This is a genomic window from Enterobacter sp. Ag1 (genome assembly GCA_000277545.1).
Classification (GTDB): Bacteria; Pseudomonadota; Gammaproteobacteria; order Enterobacterales; family Enterobacteriaceae; genus Cedecea.
This window is the reverse complement of sequence record AKXM01000055.1, coordinates 299,825-323,245: the sequence shown is the minus strand read 5'-3', so window position 1 is coordinate 323,245 and position 23,421 is coordinate 299,825. Positions and strand designations below refer to the sequence as shown.

General features: G+C 53.9%; 19 protein-coding genes. 10 read left to right on the top strand and 9 right to left on the bottom strand.

Annotated elements, in window-relative coordinates; translation table 11 throughout:
- Nucleotides 1-40 precede the first annotated feature (40 nt).
- The gene (mgsA, locus tag A936_RS20715) at nt 41-499 is read left to right on the top strand and encodes a methylglyoxal synthase (protein ID WP_008461260.1); all 459 of its coding nucleotides are present in this window, start codon (nt 41-43) and stop codon (nt 497-499) included.
- Here the strand turns inward: mgsA and helD are convergent, their stop codons facing one another.
- Nucleotides 500-2,554 (bottom strand): DNA helicase IV, encoded by a 2,055-nt coding sequence (gene helD, locus A936_RS20710; protein ID WP_008461257.1) that lies wholly within the window; start codon nt 2,552-2,554, stop codon nt 500-502.
- Between the two features lie 130 nt (nt 2,555-2,684).
- On the opposite strand from helD, the gene A936_RS20705 reads away from it, so the two are divergent.
- Both A936_RS20705 and yccS read left to right on the top strand, forming a co-directional pair.
- Nucleotides 2,685-3,131, top strand: coding sequence for a YccF domain-containing protein (locus A936_RS20705; protein WP_008461256.1), 447 nt, complete (start codon nt 2,685-2,687; stop codon nt 3,129-3,131).
- A gap of 12 nt (nt 3,132-3,143) precedes the next feature.
- Nucleotides 3,144-5,282, top strand: coding sequence for a YccS family putative transporter (gene yccS / locus A936_RS20700; protein WP_085938927.1), 2,139 nt, complete (start codon nt 3,144-3,146; stop codon nt 5,280-5,282).
- On the opposite strand, the gene A936_RS20695 is transcribed toward yccS, so the two are convergent.
- Nucleotides 5,267-5,896, bottom strand: a complete 630-nt coding sequence (locus A936_RS20695) for a TfoX/Sxy family DNA transformation protein (RefSeq protein ID WP_008461254.1) — start codon at nt 5,894-5,896, stop codon at nt 5,267-5,269. The two genes, yccS and A936_RS20695, sit on opposite strands and share 16 nt — an antisense overlap.
- 217 nt (nt 5,897-6,113) lie before the next feature.
- On the opposite strand from A936_RS20695, the gene sulA reads away from it, so the two are divergent.
- Entirely contained in the window at nt 6,114-6,623 is a 510-nt protein-coding gene (gene sulA, locus A936_RS20690) for an SOS-induced cell division inhibitor SulA (RefSeq protein ID WP_008461253.1), read from the top strand.
- A 357-nt stretch (nt 6,624-6,980) separates the two neighbouring features.
- Entirely contained in the window at nt 6,981-8,036 is a 1,056-nt protein-coding gene (gene ompA, locus A936_RS20685) for a porin OmpA (protein ID WP_008461252.1), read from the top strand.
- A 91-nt stretch (nt 8,037-8,127) separates the two neighbouring features.
- Here the strand turns inward: ompA and matP are convergent, their stop codons facing one another.
- Nucleotides 8,128-8,580: a macrodomain Ter protein MatP gene (gene matP / locus A936_RS20680; RefSeq protein WP_008461251.1), complete on the bottom strand. Its 453-nt coding sequence runs from the start codon at nt 8,578-8,580 to the stop codon at nt 8,128-8,130.
- A 176-nt stretch (nt 8,581-8,756) separates the two neighbouring features.
- Between matP and A936_RS20675 the strand changes: the two genes are divergently transcribed.
- From A936_RS20675 to A936_RS20655, 5 genes are all read left to right on the top strand, one after another.
- Nucleotides 8,757-10,511 (top strand): AAA family ATPase, encoded by a 1,755-nt coding sequence (locus A936_RS20675; RefSeq protein WP_008461250.1) that lies wholly within the window; start codon nt 8,757-8,759, stop codon nt 10,509-10,511.
- 68 nt (nt 10,512-10,579) lie between these two features.
- On the top strand, nt 10,580-11,098 hold the full coding sequence (gene fabA / locus A936_RS20670) for a bifunctional 3-hydroxydecanoyl-ACP dehydratase/trans-2-decenoyl-ACP isomerase (RefSeq protein ID WP_008461248.1): 519 nt from the start codon (nt 10,580-10,582) through the stop codon (nt 11,096-11,098).
- Nucleotides 11,099-11,330: 232 nt separating this feature from the next.
- Entirely contained in the window at nt 11,331-12,419 is a 1,089-nt protein-coding gene (locus tag A936_RS20665; RefSeq protein ID WP_008461247.1) for an ABC transporter substrate-binding protein, read from the top strand.
- 88 nt (nt 12,420-12,507) lie between these two features.
- Nucleotides 12,508-14,277 (top strand): ABC transporter permease, encoded by a 1,770-nt coding sequence (locus tag A936_RS20660; protein ID WP_008461246.1) that lies wholly within the window; start codon nt 12,508-12,510, stop codon nt 14,275-14,277.
- Nucleotides 14,270-15,340 (top strand): ABC transporter ATP-binding protein, encoded by a 1,071-nt coding sequence (locus A936_RS20655; RefSeq protein WP_008461245.1) that lies wholly within the window; start codon nt 14,270-14,272, stop codon nt 15,338-15,340. The genes A936_RS20660 and A936_RS20655 overlap by 8 nt, the downstream gene beginning before the upstream one ends.
- Nucleotides 15,341-15,411: 71 nt before the next feature.
- On the opposite strand, the gene rmf is transcribed toward A936_RS20655, so the two are convergent.
- The 6 genes from rmf to rlmKL all read right to left on the bottom strand — a co-directional run bounded on the left by rmf (nt 15,412) and on the right by rlmKL (nt 23,353).
- Nucleotides 15,412-15,579, bottom strand: a complete 168-nt coding sequence (gene rmf / locus A936_RS23090) for a ribosome modulation factor (protein ID WP_008461244.1) — start codon at nt 15,577-15,579, stop codon at nt 15,412-15,414.
- Nucleotides 15,580-15,838: 259 nt separating this feature from the next.
- Nucleotides 15,839-16,405 (bottom strand): membrane integrity-associated transporter subunit PqiC, encoded by a 567-nt coding sequence (gene pqiC, locus A936_RS20650; protein WP_008461243.1) that lies wholly within the window; start codon nt 16,403-16,405, stop codon nt 15,839-15,841.
- A complete protein-coding gene (pqiB, locus tag A936_RS20645; protein WP_008461242.1) occupies nt 16,402-18,042 on the bottom strand; it encodes an intermembrane transport protein PqiB in 1,641 nt (546 codons plus the stop codon). Before pqiB ends, pqiC begins: the two co-directional genes overlap by 4 nt.
- Entirely contained in the window at nt 18,032-19,300 is a 1,269-nt protein-coding gene (gene pqiA / locus A936_RS20640; RefSeq protein ID WP_008461241.1) for a membrane integrity-associated transporter subunit PqiA, read from the bottom strand. Before pqiA ends, pqiB begins: the two co-directional genes overlap by 11 nt.
- A gap of 16 nt (nt 19,301-19,316) precedes the next feature.
- A complete protein-coding gene (locus A936_RS20635) occupies nt 19,317-21,224 on the bottom strand; it encodes an ABC transporter ATP-binding protein (protein ID WP_008461239.1) in 1,908 nt (635 codons plus the stop codon).
- A 5-nt stretch (nt 21,225-21,229) separates the two neighbouring features.
- Nucleotides 21,230-23,353: a bifunctional 23S rRNA (guanine(2069)-N(7))-methyltransferase RlmK/23S rRNA (guanine(2445)-N(2))-methyltransferase RlmL gene (gene rlmKL, locus A936_RS20630; protein ID WP_008461235.1), complete on the bottom strand. Its 2,124-nt coding sequence runs from the start codon at nt 23,351-23,353 to the stop codon at nt 21,230-21,232.
- Between the last annotated feature and the right edge of the window lie 68 nt (nt 23,354-23,421).

Below are 23,421 nucleotides of genomic sequence, written 5' to 3'. Positions count from 1 at the left end.
AGTAATCTGTTAGCAGCCTAAAACTACCCAGGAAAAGAGAATGGAACTAACAACCCGCACCCTTGCGGTAAAAAAACATATCGCACTGGTTGCCCACGATCACTGTAAGGACGCGCTTTTGAAGTGGGTACAGCGCCATAAAGCAACGCTTGCCAACCACACTCTCTATGCCACCGGGACAACGGGTAATTTAATTCAGCGAGCAACAGGGCTTGAAGTCAACGCCATGCTCAGTGGCCCAATGGGGGGCGACCAACAGGTAGGCGCGTTAATTTCCGAAGGTAAAATTGATGTCCTGATTTTCTTCTGGGACCCGCTCAATGCCGTTCCTCACGATCCCGACGTTAAAGCCCTGCTGCGCCTGGCGACCGTCTGGAATATCCCGGTCGCCACCAACCTTTCTACCGCAGACTTTATTATTCACTCTCCGGGCTTCAATGAGAGCGTGGATATTCTTATTCCGGATTACCAACGCTATCTGAATGAACGCCTGAAATAATCACGGGCGATTAGCCGCGGGCACGCCCAGCCGCTTAAGTGCCTCAACAAAGACAGAAGGTTCCTGCTTGTTGAACATAAGCCAGACCCGATGACGTGCTCGCGTCAGCGCGACATAAAGTAAACGCCGCTCCTCTGCGTCCGGAAAATCCTCCGGCTGTGGCAGGAGCGCCTGCTCCATGATTGACTCCCGCGCGGGTGCCGGAAAACCTTCTTTTCCTTCCTGCAAACCAAGAATGATCACATAGTCCGCCTGCTGCCCTTTGCTGGCGTGGATAGTCATAAAATCGATGTTGAGCTTAGGCCATCGCGTGGAGGCTTTTTCCAGACTTTCCGGACGCAAATAGTGATACCGCGCGAGCACCAAAATTCGCTGTTCGGGCAAGGCGTACCCACTAAGCTTGTCCAGCAAATCATCGAGCCTGTCATCGGCAAGCAGAGTTACCGCTTTTTTGTCCCCTTTAGAGAGGCTATTGAGCGGCTTACGCAGTTGATACGGATTTTGCTGTACAAAACCGTTAGCAATCTCGCCGATTCGGTCGTTAAAACGATACGTAGTATCCAGAGCGCAGCTGTCACCCTCCCCAAAATGGTGGCTAAATGCCGTGGTGAGCGTCATTTCTGCTCCGCTAAATCGATAGATTGCCTGCCAGTCATCTCCCACGGCATAAAGCGAAGTATGGGAATTCTGCCGTCTTAAAGCAGCGAGTAAGGCGGCCCGCTGGGGGGAAATGTCCTGAAACTCGTCGACAAGGATATGCTTCCACGGGCTGATAAAACGCCCCTTTTCGAGCACATTAATTGCCTGATGAATCAGCCCGGAGAAATCTACCGCCTCTTCGGCTTTCAGGGCGGCTTTCCAGCTTTTTAACAATGGCGCCATCAGCTTAATACGTTTAGTGAAGAGTTCTCTGACCTCTTCTGGCGCGCTGTCTATCATTTCAGCCTGTGAACCTCCGTGCATCCGCATCAGGCCGAGCCAGCGGTCGAGCCGGCTGGCAAGCCGCTTCGCCAGGCGTTTGTCCTGCCAGTATTCACCTTCTGGAACATCCCACTCAAGCTCTTCGCTAAGCCATTGCCGCCAGCCTTTGGCCATCGCCTTCTTTTCCCGGCATTGCTGCTGCCAGCTGTCGATCAGCAACTGATGGCGAGCCGCTGTGTCGCTCTCAAGTTCACTGACTCGAGGGGCTTTTTTGCTCCCCTGTTGAATAATGTGTAGCGCCAGTGAATGGAAAGTTCTGGCAGAAATCGCTTCGGTATTAAGGCGGCTGGCTATACGCTCATCCATTTCCTGCGCGGCCTGACGGCCAAAGGCTAACAGCAGGATTTGCTCCTCTGTTGCTTCACCGCGCTGTAACAACCATCCGGCACGCGCCACAAGAACGGAGGTTTTGCCGCTACCGGCCCCAGCCAGCACCAGGAGCGAATCTTCTCCATTCACTACGGCCCTGGCCTGAGACGGATTCAGCGGCGAACTTTCAACCTGCTCAAAGAAAGCGGCATATTTTTCCAGCATCCGTTCGGTATAAGCGCTATTACGCTGGTGTCGGCGCTCTTCACCCTGTTCAAGCCAGGCTTTACATATGGCCCACGTTTCCCGGCAATTTTCGAACTCACCAAGTCGGGCATGCGGTAGCGGGAGGGCTGAAATAGCTGCGCGGAGGTTATCCTGTAACGCCTGCATATCACTTCTCCGGAACCACACCTCCTTGCGAGTGCGCTGCGCAATCTCCTCTCGCTGAGCGGTTAATACTTCGGCAGCAACTTCACTCATCTCCGTGCTCCAGTTGAGCCAGAGCGAACTCAGATGATGGAAAAAGCGCTGGGTCTCCGCCCATTCGGTACCGTGCAGGCGAACCACTTTGTCATCTGGAAGAACGAATTCAAGCTCTCCCCAAACCAGGCCACGCTTACAGTTAATCGCGATTAACTGATTGAATGGAATAAGATATTCGTGGCGATCGCCTTTAACCTCAACGCCGGCAGGCAGCAGTTTGACCCGGTTATAAGGGTGCTGAGCCAAATGCTTGCCAAGAGAAGTTGCTTTGAGTTCCATTACGTTGCCCGATCCAATGTAAGAGTTATGGCTCAAGTTTAACTGCCGATGGAATGACGCTCCAGAGTAAAAACGCGTTATAATTTCTGCGGTTAATCACTCTTTATTTTTCTGTCAGGGAAGCGTCACTATGCGTACCGTACTTAATGTTCTGAACTTCGTGCTGGGTGGCTTCTTGACCACCCTCTCCTGGCTATTTGCCACGCTGGTGAGTATTGTGCTGATTTTCACCCTGCCACTGACTCGCTCCTGCTGGGAAATCACCAAGCTTTCCTTTGTGCCCTACGGCAATGAAGCCATTCATGTGGATGAGCTTAATCCACAGGGTAAAAATACGCTGCTAAATACGGGGGGGACCCTGTTGAATGTTCTCTGGCTGATCTTCTTCGGCTGGTGGCTGTGCATTATGCATATCATGGCGGGCATTGCGCAGTGTATTACCGTAATTGGGATCCCTGTAGGAATTGCGAACTTCAAGATTGCTGCCATTGCGTTATGGCCCGTTGGCCGCCGGGTTGTTCCAGTCGAAGTGGCAAGAGCAGCACGCGAATCCAATGCACGTCGCCGTTTCCAGTAAGGAGCCGTTGTGCTGACCCTAAGTCCACTGGTACGTCGTTACACCTGGAACAGCGCCTGGCTTTACAACTTGCGCATATTTATTGCCCTTGCAGGCACTGCGGCACTGCCGTGGTGGCTCGGTGAAGTCAAGCTGACGATCCCCCTCACGCTTGGCGTTGTGGCTGCCGCCCTGGCCGATCTCGACGACCGGGTAAGTGGTAGGCTACGAAATTTACTGATCACTTTAGTCAGCTTTTTCATTGCTTCAGCGTCTGTTGAGCTGCTGTTTCCCTGGCCGTGGCTGTTTGCAGTGGGCTTAACGGTCTCCACCAGCGGATTTATCCTCCTTGGAGGGCTGGGCCAACGCTATGCCACCATTGCCTTTGGTGCATTGCTGATTGCTATCTACACGATGCTCGGTATTTCCCTCTACGAGCACTGGTATCAGCAACCACTGTTCCTTTTAGCCGGCGCCGTCTGGTATAACCTGCTGACCTTAGCAGGCCATTTAATTTTCCCGATTCGGCCCCTGCAGGACAACCTGGCACGCTGTTATGAAAGCCTCGCTAGCTTTCTGGAAATTAAAGCCGCACTGTTTGATCCTGATATCGAAGAAGAAAGCCAGGCTCCAATGCTCCAGTTGGCCATGGCTAACAGCCAGTTAGTCACCACGCTAAACCAGACGAAAAGCTCATTACTGACTCGCCTCCGCGGCGATCGGGGGCAGAGAGGGACTCGTCGAACACTTCACTATTATTTCGTAGCCCAGGATATTCACGAGCGGGCGAGCTCGTCTCATATTCAGTACCAGGCCTTACGCGATAAGTTTCGCTATAGCGACGTGATGTTCCGCTTTCAGCGTCTGCTAACGATGCAATCTCATGCCTGCCAGCAGCTCTCTCGATCAATCCTGCTGCGAGTCCCTTATCAGCACGACCCACGGTTTGAACGCGCATTTACTCATCTGGACTCCGCTCTGGACCGAATTCGTGCCAGCCATGCAACCACGTCTGAGATAAAAGCGTTGGGCTTTCTGATTACAAACTTGAGGGCAATTGATGCGCAACTGGCAAACATTGAATCAGAACAGGCGATTGCTGAGCCGCAGAACGATCCCGAGAATCGTCTGGCCGACGACAAGCTGACCGGCTTCGATGATATCTGGCAGCGGTTGAAGCTTAACCTCACGCCTGAATCCGCACTCTTTCGTCACGCGGTGCGGATGTCCCTGGTGCTTTGTGTGGGCTATGCGTTTATTCAGTTTACGGGTTTGCAGCATGGTTACTGGATACTTCTGACCAGCTTGTTTGTCTGCCAGCCCAACTACAGTGCAACCCGGCGACGCTTAGCGCTGCGTATCATCGGCACGCTGGTTGGGGTGGCCGTTGGCCTGCCTTTACTTTGGCTTGTCCCGTCTCTCGAAGGCCAGTTGATACTGATCGTCATTACTGGCGTGCTGTTCTTCGCTTTCCGCAATGTGCAATACGCCCATGCCACCATGTTTATTACTCTGCTGGTATTACTGTGTTTTAATCTGCTAGGAGAAGGTTTTGAAGTCGCTCTCCCGCGCGTGATTGATACCCTCTTAGGCTGCGCAATAGCCTGGGCGGCGGTGAGTTTCATCTGGCCTGACTGGCGATTCCGCCGGCTTTCACGGGTCGTTGAACGTGCGTTCAACGCCAATTGTCGCTATCTGGATGCGATTCTTGAGCAGTACCATCAGGGACGTGATAACCGCCTGGAATATCGCATTGCCCGGCGGGATGCCCATAACAGAGACGCCGAGCTGGCCTCCGTGGTTTCAAATATGTCTTCCGAGCCTCGAGTCTCCGCTGAGATGCGGGAAGCGGCGTTCCGTCTGCTTTGCCTGAACCACTCGTTTAACAGCTATATCTCTGCATTAGGTGCGCACAGGGAAAAACTCAACCACGGCGATACGTTAATGTTGCTTGATGACGCCGTCTGCTACGTTGATGACGCACTGCATCACTTGCCTGTCGATGAAGGACGCGTTCAGGCTGCCCTTACAGGGCTCTCCGCCCGCATCTCGCAGCTTGAGACTCGGGCAGACACAAAAGAACCCCTGGTGCTGCAACAAATTGGGTTATTAATTGCGCTTCTGCCAGAGATCTCTCGTCTTCAGCAACAAATCTCTCAGTGCTCAGAATAAGGCTGGCGCCGCTGCTCATAGCGGCGCCACCAGTCCGTCAATTCTTTGCGAACATCAGCAGGCAGTACAGCCTCATGAACACCACGAATAGCGCCTGCAAGCGCGAGCAGTACTTTAATACCTACCGTTTTCCGGGTACTGCGTAATTTTAGCCATGACCGTTTTGCCCCAAAGAGTTGAAGCGTTTGTGGATCATTAATGCCCACCTCACGAAGCATAACTTCAATATTCAGGGAAAGATTGGGGAGATCCTTAAGGCGGCGAGAACGTATCTTAATTTGTGTCTTCTCCCGTTGGGCGCTTCGTAAAGCCAGGGAAGAGAGCTGGACGAGTTTATCGGGATTTTCCCAAAGCTCTTCATCGACACGATAGTAATTCAGTGCGACTGGGAGCCCCCGTTTACTGTACATCAGCGGTGGGGCCGATTTTTGGATGAAATATTCCGCGCACTGTTCACAAGCTCGCAGGTAAAGCTCACCTTCCGCCACCATAGCAAAAACCACACCGTCGACGGTCAGACTATAGCCGCCAAATAACGGTCTGTAGCCGATTTTACCCAGTGACGAAAGATATTTCCGTGATTTATGAATTCTAAGAAATGTCACCTTTTTCATAATATGTCCTTATATATCAACTGGTAAATAGCTTCTTTAGTTACTCATCCTCTTAATCCCTGAAAATAAGTAAGGTTAAAGCTAATGGCAACGACAATTTCATCGGTGTCGCTTTTGCGTACGGAAAATGCGAGACACTTTCCGAAATTCCGGTTGATCTTTGTTCGCACAGACATTACTGTATATGTATACAGTAACCCATTAGGCGGGACTCACTATGCACTCACATAACGCTCAAACTCACTTTCGTCATGTTGCAGTTACTGCGCACACCCCGGCGCAGTCTCTCTCTGATAACAGCGTACAGGGGTTAATCAGTGAAGTGGTCTACAGCGAAGAGAGCCCATGGGTTACGCAGTTTATTCTGCTACCTTTATTACAGCAGTTGGGACAACAATCCCGCTGGCAGCTATGGCTAACGCCGCAGCAAAAACTCAGCCGTACATGGCTGCAGGCGGCTGGGCTGCCGCTGGCAAAAGTGATGCAGGCAAATCAGTTAGATCCTCTCTGCACCGTTGATGCCATGGTGAAAGCTTTGCAGACGGGAAATTACAGCGTAGTCATCGGCTGGCTTACGGAAGAATTAACAGATGAAGAACATTTACGGCTAACAATAGCAGCCGAAGCTGGCAATGCGATGGGCTTTATTATGCGTCCAACCAGCACAGGAACATCCGGTTCAAGACCACGAAATGGCCTAAAAATTCATTCTAGTTTGTATCATTAAGTAAATTTAGGAGAAATCCTGGAATTTTTTACGTATGCCATATAATCCGCTGTCATGATTCAAAAAGTCCCGTCATATGGCGGTTTGACGGGGTTTATTGGATAGGTGCGCCGCTCAAAAAATAGTCCATTCTGTAAAAAAATATGTATGCAAGTCGTTTTTTTTCATATGCCTGACGGACTTCACACTTGTAACTTTCCAACTACGTTGTAGACTTTACCTCGCCAGGGTTGCTCTTCATAACACCGATATATCGGTAGAGTAACAATTGAGCGTAAACCCGGGCGAAGGATTTAACCCTGGGCTTTAAATTGGTTTAGAGCTCATGGCCTTTTGGATGATAATGAGGCGCAAAAAATGAAAAAGACAGCTATCGCGATTGCAGTGGCACTGGCTGGCTTCGCTACCGTAGCGCAGGCCGCACCGAAAGATAACACCTGGTATGCAGGTGGTAAACTGGGCTGGTCTCAGTTCCACGATACCGGCTGGTATAACAAGGACCTGCAAAACAACGGTAACACCCACGAAAGCCAGCTGGGCGCTGGTGCCTTCGGTGGTTATCAGGTTAACCCGTACGTTGGTTTTGAAATGGGTTACGACTGGCTTGGCCGTATGCCTTACAAAGGCAGCGTAACTAGCGGTGCCTTCAAAGCTCAGGGCGTACAGCTGACCACTAAACTGGGTTACCCAATCACTGACGACCTGGACATCTACACCCGTCTGGGCGGCATGGTATGGCGTGCAGACTCTACAAACACCATCGCTGGTAAAAACCACGACACCGGTGTTTCCCCAGTATTCGCTGGTGGTGTTGAGTGGGCAGTTACCCGTGACATCGCTACCCGTCTGGAATACCAGTGGGTTAACAACATCGGTGATGCACAGACCGTTGGCGTTCGTCCTGACAACGGCATGCTGAGCGTAGGTGTTTCCTACCGCTTTGGCCAGCAGGAAGAAGCTGCACCAGTTGTAGCTCCGGCTCCAGCTCCAGCTCCTGAAGTACAGACCAAACACTTCACTCTGAAGTCTGACGTCCTGTTCAACTTCAACAAAGCAACCCTGAAACCAGAAGGTCAGCAGGCACTGGATCAGCTGTACACCCAGCTGAGCAACCTGGATCCTAAAGATGGTTCCGTTGTTGTTCTGGGCTACACCGACCGTATCGGTTCCGAGCAGTACAACCTGAAACTGTCTGAAAAACGTGCACAGAGCGTTGTTGATTACCTGATCTCTAAAGGTATCCCAGCGAACAAAATCTCTCCACGTGGCATGGGCAAAGCTAACCCAGTTACCGGCAACACCTGTGACAAAGTAGCGCCTAAAGCTAAACTGATCGACTGCCTGGCTCCAGATCGTCGCGTTGAGATCGAAGTTAAAGGTATCAAAGAAGTTGTAACTCAGCCTGCGGCATAAGTTACCCTTCCTTGAACAAAAACCCCGCCATGGCGGGGTTTTTTATTGTCTGAGACTTCGCGATGGCGAGGTCGTGCACGCTTTCAGTGCTTTATTTTTTACCGAGCATAGCCTGCAGATCCTGCTTAAGCGTCGACATCTTGCTTTCCACCTTCTCTTTGCGCTCCGCATCTTCAATCAGCTGAACAACCGTTTCCGAAAGCGTATTGCCGCGACGTTGAGCAAGCCCGGCCAGACGTTGCCAGACAAGATATTCCAGATCGATGGATTTCTTGCGGGTATGCTGGTGCTCAGCGTTAAAATGCCTTTTACGCCGTGCACGAATCGTTTGCTTCATGCGGTTATGCAGCGCCGGGTTCATATGCTGATCAATCCAGCTCTGAACCAGAACCGGCACATTCTCCAGCGTCAGGAGCTGCTCTACCGCCTCTTGGGCTGCACTGGCCTCAATGTATCGCGTGATTAATTCCCCTTCGCGATGCTTCTTAACCAGATACTTCCACTTCCAGCCGCTCTCGAGATTTTCCAACTGTTGATATTTCATTGTGATCTCAGTGTGACCGTGTAACTTAGTTCAGAATAACAGTTTTTCCGCCATTCGCTGAACTGAAAATCAAAGCTGTGAGAGGGATAAAACTGTGTTACTGCTTTATCCGTGTGCTACCCGAGCGATTCTTGTATAATCGCGCCTTTGACATCTCATTAAAAAATATAGCGACTTTGACGACTAATCGACTTGACTGGCGTGCCCTGGTGCCTGATACCGAAAGCTATCAGGAAATTTTTGCACAGCCTTATGATACCGACTCCGCCCCTCTTTCTGCGGTTCAACCTCGTTTAGTTTACGGGATTGAGCAACTTAACCTTTCCGTTTCTTCCGTCGATCTAATGCTGATAAAAGCCCCGGAAGAACAAGAGTATCTGGATCTTATCGCCGCGGCCGTTGAAGCATCCCATGATGAAGCCGAAGAAATCATCGGCGGACATTATCTCATTGAAGGTAATCGGGTCACCCTGAGCCCGGCCGGGAACGCTGACGATAACTTTGCGTCCAGCGGAGAAGTTATTGCCGCTGACTGGGTTGAACCGGAGCAACTGTTCGGCTGCGTGCGGCAGTTTGCGGGCGAGGTGTCGTTGGAGCCCGGCCTGATCCATCGCGTGAACGGCGGCGTCCTGGTGCTGTCGATGCGTAGCGTCCTTGCCCAGCCGCTGCTGTGGCTACGCCTGAAACAAATCATGACCCAGGGGCGTTTCGACTGGATTTCACCTGACGAAACTCGTCCGCTGCCGGTAAAAATTCCGTCATTAGCGTTGGATTTCAAACTGGTCCTGGTTGGCGAGCGCGACTCGCTGGCCGATTTCCAGGAAATGGAGATGGATCTGGCTGCAGCCGCTATCTACAGTGAATTTGAAGACAATCTGCAAATTGCTTCTGCCGATGAAATGGCGCTTTGGTGTCAGTGGATCTATGCCATCGCCGCTGAGAAGTCATTGCCAGCACCTGCAGCCGATGCCTGGCAACCGCTGATTCGTGAGGCCGTCCGCTACACGGGCGATCAGGAAATGCTGCCACTCTGCCCTTCCTGGATTTCACGCCAGCTGCGTGAAGTCGCGCCGTTTACCGAAGCAGACAGCTTTAACGCCGAACAACTCCAACAAATGCTCGAACAGCGTGAATGGCGCGAAGGTTTCCTGGCCGAGCGCATGCAGGATGAAATCCTGATGGAGCAAATCCTGATTGAAACCGAAGGCGAAATGATCGGCCAGATTAACGCGCTGTCGGTCATTGAATTCCCGGGTCATCCACGGGCGTTTGGTGAACCTTCCCGTATCAGTTGCGTGGTTCACGTCGGTGATGGGGAGTTTACGGACGTAGAGCGCAAGGCAGAACTCGGCGGTAACATTCACGCCAAAGGGATGATGATCATGCAGGCATTTCTGATGTCAGAGCTGCAGCTTGACCAGCAAATCCCGTTTTCGGCGTCCCTTACCTTCGAGCAATCCTACAGCGAAGTTGACGGCGACAGCGCCTCCATGGCTGAGCTTTGCGCCCTGATAAGTGCCCTGGCTAACGTCCCTATTTATCAGCACATTGCGATCACCGGCTCTGTGGATCAGTTCGGCCGTGTACAGCCCGTTGGCGGGCTGAATGAAAAAGTGGAAGGTTTCTTCCGCATTTGTCAGCAGCGTGAGTTTAGCGGTGCCCAGGGTGTTATTATTCCTCTGGCGAACGTACGTCACCTGTCGCTGCATAAAGATGTACTGGAGGCCGTCGAGCAAAATAAATTCTCGATTTGGGCAATTGACGACGTGGCTGATGCCCTGCCGTTATTGACCAATCTCCCGTGGGATGGCGAAGGGCAAAACACCCTGATGCGTGCGGTGCAGGAGCGTATTGCTCAGGCCTCGGCGCCGGATGTTCGCCAGCGCTTTCCGTGGCCGCTACGCTGGCTCAACTGGTTCAACCACAACTGATCGGACTTGTTGAGCGTACACGTGTTAGCTAACCTGCGTGCTTCATTATAAAAAGGCTTACTGTAGACATGGTAGATAAACGCGAATCCTATACGAAAGAAGATCTTCTTGCCTCAGGGCGTGGCGAACTGTTTGGGGCTGAAGGCCCGCAGCTGCCTGCACCTTCCATGCTGATGATGGACCGCGTAGTCAAGATGACCGAGGACGGCGGTAACTTTGATAAAGGTTACGTGGAAGCCGAGCTGGATATTAACCCTGACCTGTGGTTCTTTGGTTGCCACTTTATTGGTGACCCGGTGATGCCTGGCTGTCTGGGGCTTGATGCCATGTGGCAGCTGGTTGGTTTCTACCTCGGCTGGCTCGGTGGCGAAGGCAAAGGCCGCGCGCTGGGCGTGGGCGAAGTGAAATTTACCGGTCAGGTTCTCCCTACCGCGAAGAAAGTTACCTACCGCATTCACTTCAAACGCGTTGTGAATCGCCGCCTGATCATGGGCCTGGCTGACGGTGAAGTACTGGTTGATGGCCGTGTGATCTACACCGCAACCGACCTGAAAGTGGGTCTTTTCAAAGACACGTCTGCTTTCTAATACCGTTTCATCTGGCTTTACCTCGAAAGCATCCATTGCTCGCAGTGGGTGCTTTTTTGTTTCTATCGCCCGCCTGAATGACGCTTTCTTGCCGTGGTTTTTATGGCGTTAATTGCTTAAACAACGTTCGAAATCACAAATCGTGAAGATAAAAAACGCCCCCTCTTGCCTGGAAAACGTTATGCGTTATGTTGATTTTTAGTTTCTCAAATGTAACTAGAGGTTAACAATAATGTCGAATAAGTTACGTATATCTTGCCTTGCTTCTGCCGTGCTGCTCTCTACCTCTGCATTTTCTGCTGTGCCTCAGGGCTATCCGGCGGATTATCAAAAAATCATCGATGCCGCGACCAAAGAAGGCAAAGTGGTGCTCTATTCCACCACCGACACTAAAACCGCGGCCCCGCTTATTCAGGGCTTTGAGGCCGCATATCCGGGCATCAAAGTAGAATATAACGACATGAACAGCACCGAGCTGTACAACCGTTATATCAGCGAACAGGCCGCCGGCGGTACCAGCGGTGACGTGGTCTGGAGTTCTTCTATGGACACGGCATTAAAGCTCGCCACCGACTATGCCCAGGAATACAAATCCCCGGAGCAAGGCCAGTTGCCGAAGTGGGCAGTCTGGAAAGACAAGGCCTACGGTACCACCTATGAGCCGGTCATTTTTATCTATAACAAACGCCTGATCCCAGCCAATGAAGTGCCTGACAGCCATGCAGCGTTGGCCAAACTTATCGCCAGCCAGCCCGAAAAATTCAGCAAAAAAGTCACCACTTACGATATTGAAAAATCCGGTCTCGGTTTTATGCTTTCGATACAGGATCACAAGGCCGATCCAAATTACTTCCAAACGCTCGCCGATGTAGCCAAAGGCGGCCTTTCGGTTCAGTCCTCAACCGGCACCATGATGGAGCGAGTCTCCTCGGGTGAAAACCTGATTGGCTTCAACATTCTGGGCTCTTACGCCGAAGCCCGTGCCAAAACGGACACCTCCCTCGGTATCGCTTATCCGAAGGACTACACCCTGGTGCTGTCACGCGTCTCCTTTATCAGCAATGAAGCGAAAAACAGCAACGCGGCGAAGCTGTGGATTGACTACGTGCTGTCTGAAAAAGGGCAAAACATCCTCGCTAATCAGGCGGATATTCCTTCCATCCGCAATGATATCGACGGTGACAACGACATCGACGGCATGACCAAAAAACTCGGCAACGCCCTGAAGCCGATTCCGGTGGATGAAACCCTGCTGGAATACCTGCAGCAGAAAAAACGCCTGGAATACATCAAGCAGTGGCGCGAAGCCGCCGCGAAATAATCCTCTGATGAGGCGTGCCGTCCGGCTGCGCCTCGCTTAACCCGAACACATTAGGCTATTCAGGCTAACTGACCTGAGGGATCGTTACATGGATGCATTACGCAGAAAGTGGCAAAGCCTGCCGCGCGGCATTGTGGTGCTGATAACTGCGCTGGTTATCTATATTCCGCTGTCGTTTATCGTTATACAGAGTTTTCTCTCGGCCCCCTTCTTCTCCCCGTCGAAAGAGTGGAGCCTCGAATCTTTTGAATTTATCTTCACCGACTCCGATTTTTACCTGGCGCTGAAGAGCGGCTTTATTCTGGCCTTTGGCCTGGTGGTGATTGCCATCCCGCTGGGCGGCATTCTGGCTTTCCTGATGGTGCGTACTGACCTGCCGGGCAGACGCATCATCGAGCCGCTGATTCTGGTGCCAATTTTTGTGTCGCCGATGGTATTGGGATTTGGCTATGTGGTGGCCGCAGGCCCGGTTGGCTTCTTCTCCCTGTGGGCGCAGTCGCTGCTTGGTTTCGTGCCGTGGAATATCTACGACATGTCGAGCATCGTGGTGATCGCAGGCCTGACGCATGTGCCCCACGCCTATCTCTACATCTCCTCAGCCCTGCGCAGCGTAGGTTCCGACGTAGAGGAAGCGGCTCGCACCGCAGGTGCAACGCCGCTTCAGGTGATGACAGCCGTCAGCCTGCCGATGGTGCGTCCGGCAATGCTATATGCCACCGTGCTGCTGTTCTTCCTCGGGCTGGAAGTTTTCGGTCTGATGCTCGTCCTGGGCGACCCGGAAGGCAACATGGTGCTGGCAACGTATCTCTACAAGCTCACCAATAAGCTCGGGACGCCGTCCTATCATCTGATGGCTGCCGTCGCTGTCGTGCTGATTTGTATCACTATCCCGCTGGTCATGCTGCAGCGCCGACTGATGCGCACGGCAAACCGCTTTGTCACCGTCAAAGGCAAAGCCTCTCAGGCGCGAGCCCTGCCGCTGGGTAAATGGCGCTGGGTCGCAGGCGCCGTCGTGGCGTTCTGGCTGACCGTTACCATCGGGGTGCCGCTGATTGGCGTTATCCTGCGATCCTTTATCTCCAACTGGGGCGTGGGCGTTTCACTGTGGGATGAACTGTCGCTTAATACCTTCCGCACTATCTGGGAACAGCCCAACCTGCTGCGGGCCATTGTCAACTCAATGGCGATAGGGGTCATCGGCGGCGCGCTGGCGGTGGTTTGCTACCTGTTTATCGGCATCGCCATGCACAGAAAACCAGACAACGTGACCCGCTTCCTGGACTACAGCGTGCTGGTACCTCGTGCCGTGCCTGGCCTGCTGGCCGGTCTGGCCTTCCTGTGGGTGTTTTTATTCCTGCCGATGTGGCTGGATAACGCGCTGAAGTCCGGCTGGCTTTCCGGTATGCCGTGGTCCCAGTGGCTGCGGGATAACCTTATCGTCTGGCTACGCTCGCTGCGCAGCACAATATTCAGCGTCTGGCTGGCCTATACCGTCGTGTGGATGGCCTATGGCCTGCGCCTTATCTCGTCTACCCTGCTGCAGGTTGGGCCGGAACTGGAAGAGGCCGCCCGCAGCACCGGGGCAAGCCGTGGGCAAATTACCCGCCACGTCACCATCCCGCTGTCGCGCTACGGCCTGATTGGCTCCTGGCTGCTGATGTTCCTGATCTTTGAGCGTGAATATTCTACCGGCGTCTACCTGCTTTCCCCCGGTACGGAAACCATCGGTTCCATGCTGGTTTCGCTGTGGGCCGCGGGCGCCATCGATATTGTCGCCGCACTTTCCTTTATTAATATTCTGTTCGTGGTGTTAGGGCTCGGCATTGCCCTTCGTTTTGGAGTGAAATTACATGATTGAGTTATCGGTCGAGAACCTGCACTTAACCTACTGCGACAACCCCGTGCTGAAAGGCGTTTCCATGGAGCTGAAGCGCGGCGAAGTCGTGTCTTTGCTTGGCCCTTCCGGCAGCGGCAAAACAACGCTGCTGCGCGCCGTCGCCGGGCTGGAAAAACCCACCCAGGGCACAATTGTTATCGGCAAAAGCAACGTTTACGACGGCGCATCCCGCAAAGAGATCCCGGCCGAAGAACGTAATCTTGGCCTGGTCTTCCAGTCTTATGCCCTGTGGCCGCATAAAACCGTCTTTGAAAACGTCGCTTACCCGCTCAAGCTGCGTAAAGTGGCGACGGCGGAAATCAACCAGCGTGTACAGGCCGTTTTGGATCAGTTGGGGCTTGGGCACCTCGGCCAGCGCCACCCTTATCAGCTATCCGGTGGGCAGCAGCAGCGCGTCGCGATTGGCCGGGCGCTGGTTTATAACCCGCCGGTGATTTTACTTGATGAACCGCTTTCCAACCTGGATGCGAAGCTGCGCGAAGAAGCCCGCGTCTTCCTGAGAGAACTGATTATCAAACTAGGGCTGTCGGCGTTAATGGTTACCCACGATCAGAACGAAGCGATGGCCATTTCTGACCGTATTCTGCTGCTGAATAACGGCAAAATTGAGCAACAGGGCACCCCGCAAGAGATGTATGGCTCACCGCAAACGCTGTTCACCGCCGAGTTTATGGGCAGCAATAACCGCCTGAACGGTAAAGTGACTGAGGTTCGCGACGGTAAAGCACGCATTGAGGGCAGCGGCTGGGCGCTCTGGGGCAAAGCTGGGGCTGGCGTCGTGGCCGGGCAGGAAGGGACGGCGGTGATTCGCGTGGAGCGCGTACGGATTGCCGATCTGCCGGGGGAAAACGGCATGACGCTGCCGCTGTTAACCAGCATGTACCTTGGCGATCGCTGGGAATATCTCTTCCGAACCTCTGGAGATGATTTCGTGATTCGCGCCTACGGCAATGATATGCGTGATGCTCAGCCGCATCATCTCCAGTTGCCAGAGCAGCACGTCTGGATTTTCCCTAAACCCTGATCGATGTTACACACGTCCAAAAAGGCGAAACCTCCGCGATGCGGAGGTTTCTTTTTCTAAAGAGACAGTGATTACGCAGTAACCGCCCTGTCTTCCATGGCTTCTCGCCAGCCTCCCATCCAGTAGGACCTCTGATTCAGAGTCTGATATGGACAAATCTCTTTTGAGCGTCCGGCGATACCTGCCTGATAACCACGTTGATGTGCCCGTTCCAGGCGATCTCGTTTTTGTCTCTTCATGCCTCGTTTCCCTCATTACATTGTCTGGTGGAAAAGAAAACAGTGATTACAAAATGTGCAACCACGGATAAGCAATAACGCGAAATTCAGTGAGCGTCAATGCGCAAAATTCACGCCAATGTCACATTTCCGCGATATTATGGTTATCTTTTCGACAAAAACTGAGGCGCGCCTGTCGCTAACCGGTTCAGCAAAAAAGAAAAGCTGCGACCACCCGAAGGTGAAAATCGCAGCTTTTTTGTACCAATCATTTTACCTATCAATTAAGGCGTGTGAGCGCCGAAGCAATACTCTTCGCTTCCTGCTGCCAGCCCTGAGCCAGGGTTTTCACCATGGCATCGTAGCCGTCATCCTGTTGCTTCAGTTCGATATGGAACGGGCGCTTAATAATTTCGCCCTGACGCTTCAGGAGCCACTCTCCGCTGACAATGACCTTGCCATCATAGCGGCCGTGAAAACCGGTCACATTCACGCTGAGCGCATCCTGATCGTGGCCTAGCGGCTGGGAGGCAACCACCCAGCCAGGCAATGCGCTGCTGAGATTGCTGACCAGCGCATTGCGCAGCTGCTGGTCAAGCGGGCTGGCCCAAAGGTTGCTGGTGGCGATGACATACTGCACATCGGTCGTCTGGTAAACCACCCCTGTGCCGGCGAGGAAATCAGGCACGGTGACCTGATCGACCCACAGCAAGTGGCTTCCAGGCTGGCTCACGGCCTGCATAGCAGGCTGTGAAGTTTGCGGCAGCTGATAGTACGTTTTGCCATTGTCGCTCCCGCTACAGGCGGAAAGCGCTAAGACGGCGGCTAGCGTGAGCCACTTTTTCATGGTTGTGCCCTCTTCGGCTGCGGATCCTTTTTATCCTTCGCTTCAAATATCAGCGAGTTGCTCTTGTCGTTCAGCGTACGCAATACCGGCTGCAGCTCGCGCAGCACCTGATCAAGACGCTGCATATCCGCCACCATCTTGTTATAGGCCGCCGAGCCCGGCTGGAAGCCCTGCATACTGCGGTTCAGCTCGCGAAGCGTTTTCTGCATATCTTCCGGTAGCTGCTGCATCGACTGACTGGAAGTAATCTTGTTCAGATTGTCCAGCGTCTGCTGCAGGTGGCGCATGGTTTTCTGGCTTTCAGCCAGCGTATTCGTGGCCTGTTCCAGCATCGGGTTAATCGGCAGGTTGTTGATTTTATCCAGCGTCTCCAGCAGTTTTTGCTGAATTTGCGCCAGGCCACCGCTCACCGTTGGAATAAGCGGGTAGCCCGCGATTTGAGGCAGATCGCCCAGCGCTTTCTCTTTCGGATAGAAATCGAGATCGATAAACAGCGCTCCGGTCACCAGGCTCCCGGTTTTCATCGAGGCACGCAGTCCGCGCTTGATCAATACCTGCAGGTTGGTCGAGATATCCGCGCCATCTTCGAGCATATTTTTCAAACGTTCTGGCTCGATGCGGATCAGCACCGGAATGCGGAAATCGTCATTCAGGCTTTGGCGCATTTTTTCGTTGAAGAACGGAACCTGTGCCACCGTCCCCAGGCGAATGCCGCGGAATTCCACCGGCGCACCTGGCTGCAGACCACGAACAGAATCTTTGAAGAACATCAGGTAATCGATATGGTTGGTATACAGCGAATCCTGAATGCTTTTCTGATCGTCAAACAGCTGGAAGTCAGCGCCCGTTTCAACCGGCTTGCCCCACTCCCAGCCTTCAGGCACGTCGAAGCTGACGCCCCCACTAAACAGCGTGGTTAACGACCCCATCTCCACGCGCATCCCCTGGGCGGACATATCCACGGCGATGCCGCTGTCTTTCCAGAAACGGACGTTGCTGGTAATCAGCCTGTCGTTTGGCGCCGCAATAAACAGCTGGTAGCTAATCGCTCGCTTATTGGTATCAAAGGTGCTGGTTTCCACCGAGCCTACGCGGTAGCCGCGGAACAGCACCGGATCCCCAGGGGTAAGCTGGCCCGCTTTTTTGCTGTCGAGCGTAATGCGAATGCCTTTGGCATCAGGTGGCGCCAGCGGCGGCGCATCCAGCAGAGCATAGTTCTCGGGCTGCTCGCCTTTGGTCCCCGGCTGCAGCTCAATATAGGCGCCGGACAGCAGCGTGCCGAGCCCGGAGATCCCTTCGCGCCCCACCTGCGGTTTTACCACCCAGAACACGGAATCTTTGTGCAGCAGCTTCTCCATCCCGGAATTTAGCCGCGCCTTAATTTCTACATGGTGTAGATCGTCCGTTAGCTGTGCACTCTCCACTACCCCAACGTCTACGCTGCGGCTTTTGATGGTGGTTTTACCGCCCTCAATCCCTTCTGCGTTGGCAGTGATCAGGGTCACTTCCGGCCCCTGATGGCTGTAGTGATAAAACAGGATCCAGGCGCCAATCAGCGCCGTTACGATGGGAAAGATCCAAACCGGCGACCAGTTTTTTACCTTCTGCACTTTCGCCTCGCCGTGCTTATTTTCCATGTTCGGAAGACTCCTCATCAGTTACATCGTCAGCGCGATCCCATGACAAGCGAGGGTCAAAGGTCATCGCAGCAAACATCGTCAAAATCACTACACAGGCAAACATTAACGCCCCCATAGCCGGGTAGATATTCATCAGCCCGCCCATGCGCACCAGCGCGGAGAGAACGGCAATCACAAATACGTCGATCATCGACCAGCGGCCGACAAACTCAACAACTTCATAAATCAGGTGCATTCGCTCGCTGTCACGCCTGCCGTGCCCTTTTGCATCCCAGCACAGCCAGGCGATGGCGATCATTTTTAGCGTAGGCACCATGATACTGGCGATAAAAATCACCATTGCCACCGGATAAGATCCCTCACTCCAGAGCAGGATCACCCCGGCCAAAATGGTGGAAGGATATTTGCTGCCCAGCATTTCGGTGACCATGATCGGCAAAATGTTTGCCGGCAGATAAAGCATAATGGAGGTGATCAGCAGCGCCAGCGTCCACTGCAGGCTGTGCCTGCGGCGAACGTGGCCGTGTGTCCCGCAGCGTGGGCAGACCAGCGTATCCGCCTCAACGATAGCCGTGCAGCAGGAACAGGAGCGCAGCCCCTGCTTAATCCCCGACACACCAACTTTTAACGGATGGTGCACTGGCGGCATGGGCGCAATATCATCCCAAAGCCAGCGCCGGTCCACGCACTGGAAGGCTCGAAGCTGCAAAATGCAGAACAGGCACCAGGGAATAAAGCTGCTGCCCACGCCAATGTCACCATAGGCCATCAGCTTCACGAAGCTAACCAATACCCCGGCGAGGAAGATTTCCGCCATGCCCCAGCTTTTCAACTGGAACAGCACTCGCGCCAGCCAGCGTTTAAGCCCAAAAGGCAATTTTGCCTGGTTGACCAACAGCAGGATGGTTATCAGGCAAAAAGCCGGCACCGCCTGAACAAAAAGCAGAAAGAAGGTGCCGAGGCTGGCGTAATCCTCGGAAAACATCACGCCAGGAATTTGCATCAGCGTGACTTCGCTACTGATCCCGGCCACCTTCATATTGATGAAAGGAAACAGGTTAGCCAGCAGCAGCATAAACAGCCCCGCCAAAGCGTAAGCCGTTGGCCGCTGACGCGGTAAAAACCACTGCGTGACTAACGGAGTGCCACAGCGCGGGCAGGAGGCTTTGTGGCCATCCTGCAGGGCGGGCAGCGCCACCAGCAAATCACATTGTCGACACAAAATATGCGAGCGATGGTGGTGCGTGGCACACATCGTAACTCTCCTTAGATTACGAGCCGTTTTTCAGCGCTTCCAGGTACTCCCAGCGTTCAAATGCTTCTTCCAGAGCCTGTTCCGCCGCGGCCATTTCCGCCAGGACTTTTTGGGTCACATCGTGCGGCTGGTTGAAGAAATCAGCATCGGCGACCTTCGCCTGCAGCGTGCCTAAATCGGCTTCAAGCTGCTCAAGCCGTTGAGGCAACTGCTCTAATTCGCGCTGCAGGTTATAGCTTAGTTTGCTATTGGCACGTTTAACAGGTTCTGCTTTTTGCGATTCGACCTTCTCGGATTTAGCCGCAGCAGCCTGACGCAGCGGCTGAGCGGAACCCTGCTGGCCTTTGGCATCATGGTAGCCACCGACATAGCGACCAATTTTGCCCTGGCCTTCGAAGATCCAGCACTCGGTCACGGTATTGTCGACAAACTGACGATCGTGGCTGACCAGCATCACGGTGCCCTGGTAACCATCAATCAGCTCTTCCAGCAGCTCCAGGGTTTCGACGTCCAGATCGTTGGTTGGTTCATCGAGGATCAGCAGGTTGCTAGGTTTTAAGAACAAACGCGCCAGCAGCAGACGGTTGCGTTCCCCACCGGAAAGCGCACGCACCGGCGTCATCGCGCGTTTGGGATGGAACAGGAAGTCCTGCAGGTAACCCAGCACATGGCGCGGCTTGCCGTTCACCATCACTTCCTGCTTACCTTCCGCCAGGTTATCCATCACGGTACGGTCAGGATCCAGCTCGGCACGGTGCTGATCGAAGTAGGCCACTTCCAGTTTGGTACCGCAGTGTACGCGGCCGCTGTCGGCCTGAAGCTGGCTCAGCATCAGCTTCAGCAGCGTGGTTTTGCCACAGCCGTTCGGCCCTACCAGCGCGATTTTATCGCCACGCAGCACCTGCGCGGAAAAATCACGCACCAGCGTTTTACCGGCAACCTGATAGTTAACGTCTTCCATCTCGAAGACAATTTTGCCTGAGCGACTCGCTTCTTCCACCTGCATCTTCGCGCTGCCCATCACTTCACGACGCTCACCGCGTTCACGGCGCATCGCTTTCAGGGCACGAACGCGCCCTTCGTTACGGGTGCGACGCGCTTTGATGCCCTGGCGGATCCACACTTCTTCCTGCGCCAGCTTGCGGTCAAACTCGGCGTTCTGTAACTCTTCCACGCGCAGGGCTTCTTCTTTCGCCAGCAGATACTGATCGTAATCGCCAGGGTAAGACACCAGCTTGCCGCGATCGAGATCGACAATGCGGGTGGCCATATTGCGGATAAACGAACGGTCGTGGGAGATAAAGATAATGCTGCCCTGGAACTCTTTCAGGAAGCCTTCCAGCCAGTCGATGGTTTCGATATCGAGGTGGTTAGTCGGTTCGTCCAGCAGCAATACGCGCGGAGAGCTGACCAGCGCACGCCCCAGCGCGGCTTTACGCAGCCAGCCGCCGGACAGCGCAGACAGCTCGGTATCAGCTTCAAGACCAAGCTGCTCCAGCACTTCGTTAATACGGCTATCAAGCTGCCACAGGCCCTGATGATCGAGGATCTCCTGAATGCGAGCCATCTCGTTGAGGTTCTTCTCGCTCGGATCGCTCATTACTTTGTGGGAGATATCATGGTAGGCCTTCAGGTATTCCGCCTGCTCTTCCACCCCTTCCGCTACAAAGTCATACACCGTACCCGCAACGTTACGCGGCGGGTCCTGCTGCAGGCGAGCGACGATCAGATCCTGCTCATAAACCATGCGGCCATCGTCCAGCGGGACTTCGCGGTTGAGGATCTTCATCAGCGTTGATTTGCCCGCGCCGTTACGGCCGACCAGACAGACGCGTTCGTTTTCTTCGATGTGTAATTCGGTGTTATCTAACAGCGGTGCGTCGCTAAACGACAGCCAGGCACCGTGCATACTAATTAATGACATGACTATTAATCCCGGGATTCGTGAGTGACTAACCAGCAGTTATGGATCTGGCGGTTGCGCGCAAAGTCCTGCGACTGCGTTTTTTGTGTAATTTCCTGTGCAACCAGGCCCAGCTCCGCCAGGCCGGCGAAGTCCATTTTGAAGCCACGTTTATTGTTGGAGAACATAATGGTACCGCCGCGACGCAGCAGGCGCTTCAGATCTTTCATCAGCGCAAGGTGGTCACGCTGCACGTCGAAAGAGTCTTCCATACGCTTGGAGTTAGAGAACGTCGGCGGGTCAATAAAGATCAGGTCGAACTGTTCGTCGCTGTCGCGCAGCCAGCCCAGGCAATCCGCCTGCACCAGCCGATGGGCGCGGCCGGTCAAGCCGTTCAGGCGCAGGTTGCGCTCTGCCCATTCAAGATAGGTACGGGACATATCTACCGTAGTAGTGCTTTTCGCCCCACCCAGCCCCGCGTGTACCGTTGCAGTACCGGTATAAGCAAAAAGGTTCAGGAAGTCTTTGCCTTTGCTCATCTGCCCCAGCATGCGGCGGGCAATGCGGTGGTCGAGGAACAGGCCGGTATCCAGATAGTCGGTCAAGTTGACCCACAGGCGAGCGTCATATTCGCTCACTTCCATGAAATCACCCTTTTCACCCATCTTCTGGTACTGGCTTTTCCCTTTCTGACGTTCGCGAGTTTTTAACACCAACTTGTTCGTCGGCAGCTCAAGCACAGCAAGCGTTGCCGCGATGACGTCAAACAGACGCTGGCGGGCTTTGTTTGGATCGATGGTTTTCGGGGGCGCGTACTCCTGCACCACAACCCAGTCGCCGTAACGGTCAACCGCCACGTTGTAATCAGGCAGATCGCCATCGTACAGGCGATAGCATTCGATGCCTTCCTGACGCGCCCACTTGTCGAGCTTCTTGACGTTTTTACGCAGGCGGTTGGCGTAATCTTCGGCAATCTGGCCGCTGGCCGCGGCAACGCCGGCAGGATTTGCCGCCAGCTGATAGTTTTTCTGTACGCAATCCAACGGGCCGTTTTTGGCTTTAAACTGGCGGTCAGCGCGCAGCTGCAGGCAGCTCAGCAGTTCAGGGGAGGCGCTGAACAGCGACAGATGCCAACCGCCAAACTGGTTTTTCAGGTGGCGACCCAGGAGGCTGTGCAGGGCAATCAGCGCCGGCTCGCTTTCCAGACGTTCGCCGTATGGCGGGTTGCTGATAACCGTCCCCGCCGGGCCTTCCGGCAGCGGATTGACCAGGTTCGCCACATCCTTAACGTCGAAGCCGATCACGTCAGCCAGACCCGCACGGCGGGCGTTGGCACGGGCGCGTTCAATCACGCGACTGTCGTTATCAGAACCATAGAAGCGAGACTGATATTCAGTCAGGCCGCGACGGGCGCGAACCTGGGCTTCGGTTACCACCTCTTTCCAGATATCGGTATCATGCTTCGCCCAGTTCAGGAAGCCCCAATGCTTACGGTGCAGACCCGGCGCACGATCGGTGGCGATCATCGCCCCTTCAATCAGCAAGGTTCCGGAGCCGCACATCGGATCCAACAGCGGCGTGCCGTGCTGCCAGCCGGAGCGCATCACGATAGCCGCTGCCAGCGTCTCTTTAATAGGGGCCGCGCCGGTTGCATCGCGGTAGCCGCGCTGGTGCAGGCCTTCGCCGCTGAGATCCAGGGCGATGCTGGCGGTATCTTTATTCAGCCAGACGTTAATGCGCAGATCCGGCTGCTCGCGATCGACATCCGGACGCGGCAGGTTTTTACGTGTAAAGGAGTCAACGATCGCATCCTTTACCTTCAGCGCCCCGTACTGGCTGTTGCGAATGGTTTCGTTCAGGCCGCTAAAATGCACGGCAAAGGTTGCGCCCGGCCCGAACAGCGCCGGCCAGTCGATCGCCATCACGCCGAGATAAAGATCAAGATCGCTGTAGACTTTACATTCGCTGAGCGGCAGCAAAATGCGCGAAGCCAGGCGGCTCCACATCAGGCTTTGATAGAGTAGACGAGTATCCCCCTGGAAATGTACGCCGCCCTGAACCACCTGGCAGCCCTGGGCCCCCAGGTTTTCTAGTTCAGTTTTTAACAGCTCTTCAAGCCCACGCGCCGTACTGGCAAACAGAGAATTCATATCGTCACTTATCAGGTAAAAAGAAAATTGTGGCGCATTATAGCTAATCCGCAACGCATGTCATAAAG